Here is a 9,573-nt window from a genome sequence, read left to right as displayed (position 1 = left end):
GGGGCGGCGGATGAGCACCGCCACGGTCTGGGCGGTGCGCGGGGCGGCCGGGGCGCTCACCGCGGCCGGGATCGGCCACACCCTCTGGAACGGGGTGGCCCAGCCCCGCATCGCCCTCGCCTTCGGCCTCCTCGTCGCCATCGGCGAACTCGCCCGCCGCGACCCCCGCGAGCCGCCCGGCCGGTCCGCCGCCGGCGACTGCCGGCCCGCCCCGCTGGGCTGCGCCGGCGCCCTCGCCTACGCCCTGCTCTGCCAGGACGCCGGCCGGCCCACCCAGCACGGGGTGCTCCAGGTCGTCGCCGTCGTCGTCGCGGCCGCCCTGGTCGGAGCGGTGCCGCACGTCGCCGCCGGCCGGGGGCCCGCCCTCGACCACGTCGCCCGCCGGGTCCTCACCGTCGCCTTCGCCGCCGCCTGCTTCCAGCCCCTGCACCACTCCGGCCGGCTCACCGACCGGCTGGGCCACGGCCCGTACCTGGTGCTCTTCCTCGTGCTGCTGCTCGGCCTGACCGCCCTGTGCGACGCCGTACTGGCCGCCGTGCCGGCCGCCGCCCGCACCGGATGGCCGTACGGGCCGCTGCTGCGCGACGAACTGCGCTCGCTCGCCGGCATCGGGTCGGCGATCTGCGCCACCGGCGTCGTCATGGCCCTCGGGGTGGCCGGCGCCGGGCTGTGGGCGCTGCCCGTCCTCAGCGTGCCGCTGCTCGTCACCCAGCTGTCGTTCCGCCGGATCTCCGAGGTCCGCACCACCTACCGGCAGACGATCACCTCCCTGGCCCGGGCCACCGAGATCGCCGGCTACACCCGGCCGGGCCACGCCCGCCGGGTCGCCGCCCTCAGCTGCGCGGTCGGCCGGGACCTGGGCCTGTCCGAGCGGGAGCTGACCGTCCTGGAGTACGCGGCTCTCATGCACGACATCGGCCAGCTGGCCCTCGTCGACCCGGTGCCCGGCGGCGCCACCGCCCCGCTCCCGGACGCCGACCGGCGCCGGATCGCCGAGCTGGGCGGCGAGGTGGCCCGCCAGACCGGGGTGCCGCAGGAGGTCGCCGTCGTCGTGGCCCGGCAGGCCGAGCCGTACCGGCAGCAGCCGCTCAGCGCCCGGATCGTGCGGACCGTCAACGCCTACGACGACCTGGCCGGCGGCGACCTGCCCGGCGGCTCCCTCGCCGCCCTGGAACAGCTCCGGCTGGGCACCGCGCACGACTACCAGCCGGCCGTCGTCGAGGCACTCGCCCGCGTGCTCCAGCGGGGCGGCCGGGTCGGGGCGCCGGGGGGTCGCAGAGCCGGTCTGCGGGGCCCCCGGCCCGGCCGCCGGACCCGCCCCGGACGTGCCGGAATCGCTCCTTCTGGCCCGGGGTAACCCACGGGTAATGAGCGGCCGTCCGAGTGGGCATGGTTGGATGCGAAGTGAGAGTGTCCGCAAGGCTGCACCGTTGCCCCCAGTCACCGCTGGGAGGTGCCCCCAGGCAGGCGGGAATCGTGAGGATCTTCGGGAAGGTACGGCATCGGCCCTCCGCCTCGTGGCGGCAGGCCACCGACCGCGCGTTCACGCTGATCGGCGACGGCCGGTACGAGGACGCGGGGGCGCTGCTGACGCGCGCCGCCGACATGGAGCCATGGCTGTCGGAGTCCTGGTTCAACCTGGCCCTGCTGCACAAGTTCCGGCACGACTGGGAACAGGCGCGGGCCGCCGGGCTGCGCGCCGTCGCCCTGCTCGACCGGGAGACCGGGGCCCCCGACTGGTGGAACGTCGGCATCGCCGCCACCGCCCTCCAGGACTGGCCGCTGGCCCGGCGCGCCTGGCAGGCGTACGGGCTGAAGGTGCCCGGCGACCCGCGCGGCGGGACCGGCACCGGCGAGCCGGTCGGCATGGAGCTGGGCAGTGCGGCCGTACGGCTGTCGCCGGAGGGCGAGGCCGAGGTCGTGTGGGGCCGCAGGCTCGATCCGGCCCGGATGGAGGTCCTCTCGATCCCGCTTCCGTCCTCCGGGCGGCGCTGGGGCGAGGTGGTCCTGCACGACGGTGTCCCGCACGGCGAACGGGTGACCGCCGCCGGCCCGGCGTACCCCGTCTTCGACGAGATCGAGCTGTGGGCGCCGTCGCCGGTGCCGACCTGGGTGGTGCTGCTGGAGGCGGCCACCGAGCACGACCGGGACGCCCTGGAGCAGCTGGCCTCCGACGCCGGGTTCGCCGCCGAGGACTGGTCCTCGTCGGTCCGGCTGCTGTGCCGGACCTGCTCCGAGAGCGCGATGCCCAGCGGCGAGGGCGACGGCGAGCACCTCGACCCGCACGACCACAGCGAACCCGGCCACCCCGGCCCGCTGGGCCACCGGACGGCCGGCTCCGGCTCGCTGTGGGTGCCGGAGCGCGAATGCGGCATCGCGGCCCCCGCCGGACTGGTCCGCGGACTGCTCGACGGCTGGGTCGCCGACAGCCCGGACACCCGTGAGTGGCGGGATCTCGAAGAAGTCTGCTGACCGCTCCCCGTACTCTGTACGGGCACACCCGGGACTTACGGAAGGCGTACGGCGGAGATGTCGCAGCAGGAGAACACGGTCGGCGAGCCCGCAGAGGTGAACGACGGCTACGTCGTGGACACCGAGGACTGCGAGGCGCGCGAGCTCGCCCACCGGGAGCGCGGCACCGCCCGTCCGATCACGGTCGTGGGCAACCCCGTCCTGCACCGCGAGTGCAAGGACGTCACCGACTTCGGCGACGAGCTCGCCGCGCTCGTCGACGACATGTTCGCGAGCCAGAAGGCCGCCGAGGGCGTGGGCCTGGCCGCCAACCAGATCGGCGTGGACCTCAAGGTCTTCGTGTACGACTGCCCCGACGACGACGGCGTCCGCCACACCGGCGTGGTCGTCAACCCGGTCCTCCAGGAGCTGCCGGCCGACCGCCGCATCCTCGACGACTCCAACGAGGGCTGCCTGTCGGTGCCGACCGCGTACGCCGCACTGGCCCGCCCGGACTACGCCGAGGTGCACGGCCAGGACGTCCAGGGCAACCCGATCAAGGTGCGCGGCACCGGCTACTTCGCCCGCTGCCTCCAGCACGAGACCGACCACCTGTACGGCTACCTGTACATCGACCGCCTCTCGAAGCGCGACCGCAAGGACGCGCTGCGCCAGATGGCCGAGGGCACCCCGCGCTACGAGACCGTCCCGAACGCCCAGTAGCGCAGGCCGGTCCGCACGAAGGGCCCCGCACCGGATCGCTCCGGTGCGGGGCCCTCCGTCATACGGGCCTTCGTGGACTAGAAGTCCTCGTCGAGGTCCACGGTGCCCTCGACGGCCACCTGGTACGCCGAGGGGCGGCGCTCGAAGAAGTTCGTCAGCTCCTGGACGCCCTGGAGCTCCATGAAGGAGAACGGGTTCTCCGAGCCGAACACCGGCGCGAAGCCCAGGCGGACCAGGCGCTGGTCGGCGACGCACTGCAGGTACTCGCGCATCGACTCGGTGTTCATGCCCGGCAGGCCGTCACCGCACAGGTCGCGGCCGAACTGCAGCTCCGCCTCCACGGCCTCCGTCAGCATGTCCGTGACCTGCTGCCGCAGCTCGTCGTCGAAGAGCTCCGGCTCCTCCTTGCGGACCGTGTCCACGACCTCGAAGGCGAAGTTCATGTGCATGGTCTCGTCGCGGAACACCCAGTTGGTGCCGGTCGCCAGGCCGTGCAGCAGGCCGCGCGACCGGAACCAGTACACGTACGCGAAGGCGCCGTAGAAGAACAGGCCCTCGATGCACGCGGCGAAGCAGATCAGGTTCAGCAGGAAGCGGCGGCGGTCGGCGGCCGTCTCCAGCCGGTCGATCTTCTCGACCGAGTCCATCCACTTGAAGCAGAACTGCGCCTTCTCGCGGATGGACGGGATGTTCTCGACCGCCGCGAAGGCCGCCGTGCGGTCCTCCGGGTCGGGCAGGTAGGTGTCGAGCAGCGTCAGGTAGAACTGGACGTGCACGGCCTCCTCGAACAGCTGGCGCGACAGGTACAGGCGCGCCTCCGGGGAGTTGATGTGCTTGTACAGCGTCAGGACCAGGTTGTTCGCCACGATCGAGTCGCCCGTCGCGAAGAACGCCACCAGACGGCCGATCATGTGCTGCTCGGCCGGCGTCAGCTTGGCGAGGTCCGCCACGTCCGAGTGGAGGTCGACCTCCTCCACCGTCCACGTGTTCTTGATCGCGTCCCGGTAGCGCTCGTAGAAGTCCGGGTAGCGCATCGGACGCAGGGTCAGCTCGAAGCCGGGGTCGAGCAGGTTCTGGGATCGGGGGGTGCTCACTGGCAGGCCTCGCAGGACTCGGGGTTCTCAAGGGAGCAGGCCAGCGCCTCGGCGTCGACGGCCTGCGGGAGGGGAGTGGCGGCGGCCGGGACGGCGGCGGAGCCGGACGCGGCGCGGGCGATCTTCGTCGCCGGGCGCGAGCGCAGGTAGTAGGTGGTCTTCAGACCCTGCTTCCAGGCGTACGCGTACATCGAGCTGAGCTTGCCGATGGTCGGCGTCTCCATGAACAGGTTCAGGGACTGGCTCTGGTCGAGGTACGGGGTACGGGCGGCCGCCATGCCGATCAGGCCGCGCTGCGGGATCTCCCACGCCGTGCGGTACAGCTCGCGCACCTCGGCCGGGATCCAGCCGAAGCCCTGCACCGAGCCGGACGCGTCGCGCAGCGCCTCGCGGGTCTGCGCGTCCCACACGCCGAGCTGCTTCAGCTCCTCCACCAGGTAGCCGTTGACCTGGAGGAACTCGCCGCTGAGGGTCTCGCGCTTGAACAGGTTGGAGACCTGCGGCTCGATGCACTCGTACACGCCCGCGATCGAGGCGATGGTGGCGGTCGGCGCGATCGCCAGCAGCAGCGAGTTGCGCATGCCGGTCTCGGCGATCCGGGCGCGCAGCGCGTCCCAGCGCTCCGGCCAGTGGCGCTCGGCGGCGCTGCCGTAGTGGTCGGGGTGCAGCACGCCCTGCGCGGTACGGGTCTCCGCCCAGGCGGGCACCGGGCCGCTGCGCTCGGCGAGGTCGGCGGACGCCTCGTACGCGGCGAGCATGATGCGCTCGGCGATCTTCGTGGACAGGGCCTTCGCCGCGGCCGAGTCGAACGGCAGCCGCAGCTTGAAGAACACGTCCTGGAGGCCCATGGCGCCCAGGCCCACCGGCCGCCAGCGGGCGTTGGACCGGCCGGCCTGCTCGGTCGGGTAGAAGTTGATGTCCACCACGCGGTCGAGGAAGGTCACGGCGGTGCGGACGGTCTCGTCCAGCCGCTCCCAGTCCATGTCGCCCGTCTCGGTCAGCACGAACGCGCCCAGGTTGACCGAGCCGAGGTTGCAGACGGCCGTCTCGCCGTCGTCGGTGACCTCGATGATCTCGGTGCACAGGTTGGAGGAGTGGACCACGCTGCCGGGCAGGGCGGTCTGGTTCGCGGTCCGGTTGGAGGCGTCCTTGAACGTCATCCAGCCCTGGCCGGTCTGCGCGAGGGTGCGCATCATGCGGCCGTACAGCTCGCGGGCCGGCATGGTCTTCTTCGCCAGGCCCGCGGCCTCGGCCTTGCGGTAGGCCTCGTCGAACTCGTCGCCGTACAGGTCGACCAGCTCGGGCACGTTGGACGGGGAGAACAGCGACCAGTCGGCGTCGGCGTTCACGCGGCGCATGAACTCGTCCGGGATCCAGTGGGCGAGGTTCAGGTTGTGGGTGCGGCGGGCGTCCTCACCCGTGTTGTCGCGGAGCTCCAGGAACTCCTCGATGTCCGCGTGCCAGGTCTCCAGGTACACGGCGGCGGCACCCTTGCGGCGGCCGCCCTGGTTGACCGCGGCGACGGACGCGTCGAGGGTCTTCAGGAACGGCACGATGCCGTTGGAGTGGCCGTTGGTGCCGCGGATCAGGGAACCGCGGGCGCGGATGCGGGAGTACGACAGGCCGATGCCGCCCGCGTGCTTCGACAGGCGCGCCACCTGGTGGTAGCGGTCGTAGATCGAGTCCAGCTCGTCCAGGGGGGAGTCCAGCAGGTAGCAGGAGGACATCTGCGGGTGCCGGGTGCCCGAGTTGAACAGGGTGGGGGAGGACGGCAGGTAGTCCAGGCGGCTCATCAGGCCGTACAGGGAGGCCACCTCCTCCACGGCGCGGACGCTCTGGTCCTCGGCGAGGCCGCAGGCCACGCGCAGCATGAAGTGCTGCGGGGTCTCGACGACCTGCCGGGTGATCGGGTGGCGCAGCAGGTAGCGGCTGTGCAGGGTGCGCAGGCCGAAGAAGCCGAACCGGTCGTCCGCGCCGTCCGCGAGGGCGTGCTCGACCAGCGCGTCGAGCCGGGCCGCGTGGGTGCGGACGAACTCGGCGGTGCGGTCGGCGATCAGGCCCTCGCGGTGGCCGGCCTCGACGGAGGCCGAGAAGGAGGTCGCGCCCTGGGAGGCCGCCTCCTCCGCGATGGCGAGCGTCAGCAGGCGGGCGGCGAGCTTCGAGTACGCCGGGTCCTCGGAGATGAGCCCCGCGGCCGCCTCGGTCGCCAGCCCGCGCAGCTCGGCCTCGTCGGCGTCGGCGCTGCGGCCGCGGAGCGCGGCGGCGGCCACCCGGCCGGGGTCCGTGTCGGGCAGGTCGGCGGTGAGGTCGGTGAGGGTGCGCAGCAGCGCGGCGCCGGGGCCTTCGGCCTCGGGCTGGTCGGACTCGGCGCGCGGTGCGGAAGGCGCGATGGTCACGGTGGGGGCTCTCCCTCGCTCGGCCCGTTGCCTTCGGGGCGGGGCGCGAGCGCGCATGCGGAAGGAGGCGCGCGGCGGCCCGTGGCAGGGCGGGCAGCGCGTCTCCGCATGGCGTCCGCCGGCCCAACCCGCGAGACCCGGACGTGTCTGGACCCGGTTCGGTCGACCCGGGCACGCTGTCGGCAGGTCTTCGGACTCGCATCGCACAGATCAGTGCATCTCATACCGTTGCGGGACAGTTCCGGATTCCCACCGGATTCCCCTGCGGCGACAGCGAGGACGAGCATACATGTGGGGGCAGCCTCGTGTGCGACCCCCTAGATGTTGTGTCGACCTGATTGCGCTACGCCAACGGGTGGCGGCGGTGGGTGAGCACCGGGCCCTCCACGAGCCCGGCTTGGGCAGGTCTGCCGCGGGTACGGCGAAGGGCCCCGCCGGATCCGGCGGGGCCCTTCGTACGGGTCCGGGACGCTCCCCTCAGCAGCAGCGGAAGCCCTCGCGGGGGTCGGCCTCGCGGGCGTCCGTGCGGGCCCGCTCGAAGGCCCGCCGGGTCAGGACCGGGGCGTCCGGGTCGTGTCCGCGGGCGTGCGCGACGTACCGGTCGTACGCGGCCTCCCCGGAGAACTCGCGGACGTAGAACCGGACCCGGTCGAAGGCCCCGCGGACGGCGGTCACGACGCCGGTCCCCGGTCCCGGCCGGAGGCCAGTTCGAGGCCGGCCGCGGCCAGCTCGGCCTTCTCCTCGGCGGTCGGGAAGAGCCCGGCGGGCGCCACGATGGCGGAGCGGACGTACGGGGTCTCGTGCAGCTCGACCGTCTCCGGGCGGCGGACCGCCTTGATGCAGACCCGCGCGGCGTCCGCCAGCACGACGACGATCAGCAGGGCGAAGAGGGCCGAGAGCACCCCGTCCACGGTGGCGTTGGTGACCACGGTGTGCATTTCGTCCATGGTCTTGGCGGGCGGCAGCACCTTGTCGGCGTCGATGCCCGCCTGGAACTTGTCCCGCTGGGCGAAGAAGCCGACCCGCGGGTCCTCCGAGAACACCTTCTGCCAGCTGGCGGTCAGGGTGACGGTGGCGTCCCAGGCCAGCGGGACGGCGGTGACCCAGGCCCACTTCAGGCGGCCGGACTTCACCAGCAGGGTGGTGCAGACGGCGAGGGCGACCGCGGCGAGCAGCTGGTTCGCGATGCCGAACAGCGGGAAGAGCTGGTTGATGCCACCCAGCGGGTCCTTCACGCCCACCCACAGGAAGTAGCCCCAGGCGCCGACGACCACCGCGCTGGTGATCCACACGCCCGGCTTCCAGCTGACCTGCTTGAACGGCTTGGCCACGTTGCCCAGGGTGTCCTGGAGCATGAAGCGGCCCACGCGGGTGCCCGCGTCCAGGGTGGTGAGGATGAACAGCGCCTCGAACATGATCGCGAAGTGGTACCAGAAGGCCTTCATCGAGGTCCCGCCGACCACCGACGAGAAGATCTCCGACATTCCGAGTGCGAAGGTCGGGGCGCCGCCGGTGCGCGAGAGCAGGCTGGCCTCCTCGACGTCCTTGGCGGCCTGGGCCAGCTCGGCCCCGGAGATGCTGAAGCCGAAGTTGCCCACGGCCTGCGAGGCGGCCTCCACGGTGGTGCCGACCACCCCCGGCGGGGAGTTGACGGCGAAGAACAGGCCGGGCTCGATGATGCAGGCGGCGATGACGGCCATGACGGCGACGAACGACTCGGTGAGCATCGCCCCGTAGCCGATCATCCGTACCTGGGTCTCCTTCTGGATCATCTTCGGGGTGGTGCCCGAGGAGACCAGGGAGTGGAAACCGGAGAGCGCTCCGCAGGCGATGGTGATGAAGACGAACGGGAACATCGAGCCGGCGAACACCGGACCGTCGCCGCGGCTCGCGAAGTCCGTGACCGCCGGCATCTTCAGGGTCGGCATGGCGACGACCACACCCACGGCCAGCAGGGCGATGGTGCCGATCTTCATGAAGGTGGAGAGGTAGTCGCGCGGGGCGAGCAGCAGCCAGACCGGCAGCACCGAGGCCAGGAAGCCGTAGACGACCATCCAGACGACCAGGGTCTCCTTCTCCAGCGTGAAGAAGTCCGCGAGGGAGGACTCGGCCACCCAGCCGCCGGAGACGATCGCGAGCAGCAGCAGGGCGACGCCGATGAGCGAGACCTCGGTGACCCGGCCGGGCCGCAGGATGCGCAGGTAGACGCCCATGAACAGGGCGATCGGGATGGTCATGCCGATCGAGAAGACGCCCCACGGCGAGTGCGAGAGGGCGTTGACGATGATCAGTGCCAGCACCGCCAGCAGGATGATCATGATGGCGAAGACCGCGACCAGCGCCGCCGCGCCGCCGAACGGGCCGATCTCCTCACGGGCCATCTGGCCGAGCGAGCGGCCGTCGCGGCGGGTGGAGAAGAACAGGGTGACCATGTCCTGCACCGCACCGGCGAAGATCACGCCGGCCACGATCCAGATGGTCCCGGGCAGGTAGCCCATCTGCGCGGCGAGCACCGGTCCGACCAGCGGGCCGGCGCCGGCCACGGCGGCGAAGTGGTGGCCGAAGAGCACCCGCCGGTCGGTGGGGTGGAAGTCGACACCGTTGTCGAGGCGCTCGGCGGGGGTGGCCCGGGTCTTGTCGACCTGGAGCACCCGCCGGGAGATGAAGCGCGCGTAGAAGCGGTAGCCGATGGCGTACGAGCCCAGGGCGGCGGCCAGCAGCCAGGCCGCGGAGATCTCCTCGCCGCGGGAGAGCGCGAGCACGGCCCAGCCGGCCGCGCCGACGAGGGCGACGAGCGACCAGACCGCGATCGACTTGGGCGTCATCCGCCCCGCAGGGGGCGAGCCCGGCGCCGCGGCCGAACCCGCCGTGTCCTGTTCCGTGCCCCTTGATCCAGGTTCCGGCATGAC

Annotated in this window: 7 protein-coding genes and 1 riboswitch; of the genes, 3 read left to right on the top strand and 4 right to left on the bottom strand. The window is 72.4% G+C overall.

The annotated features are described in order from the left end of the window. The first annotated feature begins 10 nt into the window (after positions 1-10). From LG634_RS30850 to def, 3 genes are all read left to right on the top strand, one after another. Positions 11-1,357 (top strand): HD-GYP domain-containing protein, encoded by a 1,347-nt coding sequence (locus LG634_RS30850; protein WP_226738625.1) that lies wholly within the window; start codon positions 11-13, stop codon positions 1,355-1,357. Positions 1,358-1,476: 119 nt separating this feature from the next. Next, the gene (locus LG634_RS30845) at positions 1,477-2,472 is read left to right on the top strand and encodes a tetratricopeptide repeat protein (protein WP_226738612.1); all 996 of its coding nucleotides are present in this window, start codon (positions 1,477-1,479) and stop codon (positions 2,470-2,472) included. Positions 2,473-2,529: 57 nt separating this feature from the next. Beyond that, entirely contained in the window at positions 2,530-3,174 is a 645-nt protein-coding gene (gene def, locus LG634_RS30840) for a peptide deformylase (RefSeq protein ID WP_226738611.1), read from the top strand. 77 nt (positions 3,175-3,251) lie between these two features. On the opposite strand, the gene LG634_RS30835 is transcribed toward def, so the two are convergent. From LG634_RS30835 to LG634_RS30820, 4 genes are all read right to left on the bottom strand, one after another. Next, the gene (locus LG634_RS30835; protein ID WP_372482523.1) at positions 3,252-4,208 is read right to left on the bottom strand and encodes a ribonucleotide-diphosphate reductase subunit beta; all 957 of its coding nucleotides are present in this window, start codon (positions 4,206-4,208) and stop codon (positions 3,252-3,254) included. 56 nt (positions 4,209-4,264) lie between these two features. Next, on the bottom strand, positions 4,265-6,664 hold the full coding sequence (locus LG634_RS30830; RefSeq protein ID WP_226738609.1) for a ribonucleoside-diphosphate reductase subunit alpha: 2,400 nt from the start codon (positions 6,662-6,664) through the stop codon (positions 4,265-4,267). A gap of 164 nt (positions 6,665-6,828) precedes the next feature. After that, positions 6,829-6,951: riboswitch (cobalamin riboswitch) on the bottom strand. Between the two features lie 190 nt (positions 6,952-7,141). Then, complete coding sequence (locus tag LG634_RS30825; protein WP_226738608.1) at positions 7,142-7,339, bottom strand: YbdD/YjiX family protein; 198 nt, start codon at positions 7,337-7,339, stop codon at positions 7,142-7,144. After that, positions 7,336-9,489, bottom strand: coding sequence for a carbon starvation CstA family protein (locus LG634_RS30820; protein WP_226738607.1), 2,154 nt, complete (start codon positions 9,487-9,489; stop codon positions 7,336-7,338). The genes LG634_RS30825 and LG634_RS30820 overlap by 4 nt, the downstream gene beginning before the upstream one ends. Positions 9,490-9,573: the final 84 nt, after the last annotated feature.

Source organism: Streptomyces bambusae, from assembly GCF_020532645.1.
Classification (GTDB): domain Bacteria; phylum Actinomycetota; class Actinomycetes; order Streptomycetales; family Streptomycetaceae; genus Streptomyces; species Streptomyces bambusae.
The sequence above is the reverse complement of the archived record's forward strand: the minus strand, read 5'-3'. Positions and strand labels throughout refer to the sequence as shown.

Excerpts from the sequence above, each read along its gene's own strand:
- LG634_RS30835 (WP_372482523.1), bottom strand. The coding sequence starts at position 4,208 with ATGCGCTACCCGGACTTCTACGAGCGCTACCGGGACGCGATCAAGAAC.
- LG634_RS30820 (WP_226738607.1), bottom strand. The coding sequence starts at position 9,489 with ATGACGCCCAAGTCGATCGCGGTCTGGTCGCTCGTCGCCCTCGTCGGC.
- LG634_RS30850 (WP_226738625.1), top strand. The coding sequence starts at position 11 with ATGAGCACCGCCACGGTCTGGGCGGTGCGCGGGGCGGCCGGGGCGCTC.
- def (WP_226738611.1), top strand. The coding sequence starts at position 2,530 with ATGTCGCAGCAGGAGAACACGGTCGGCGAGCCCGCAGAGGTGAACGAC.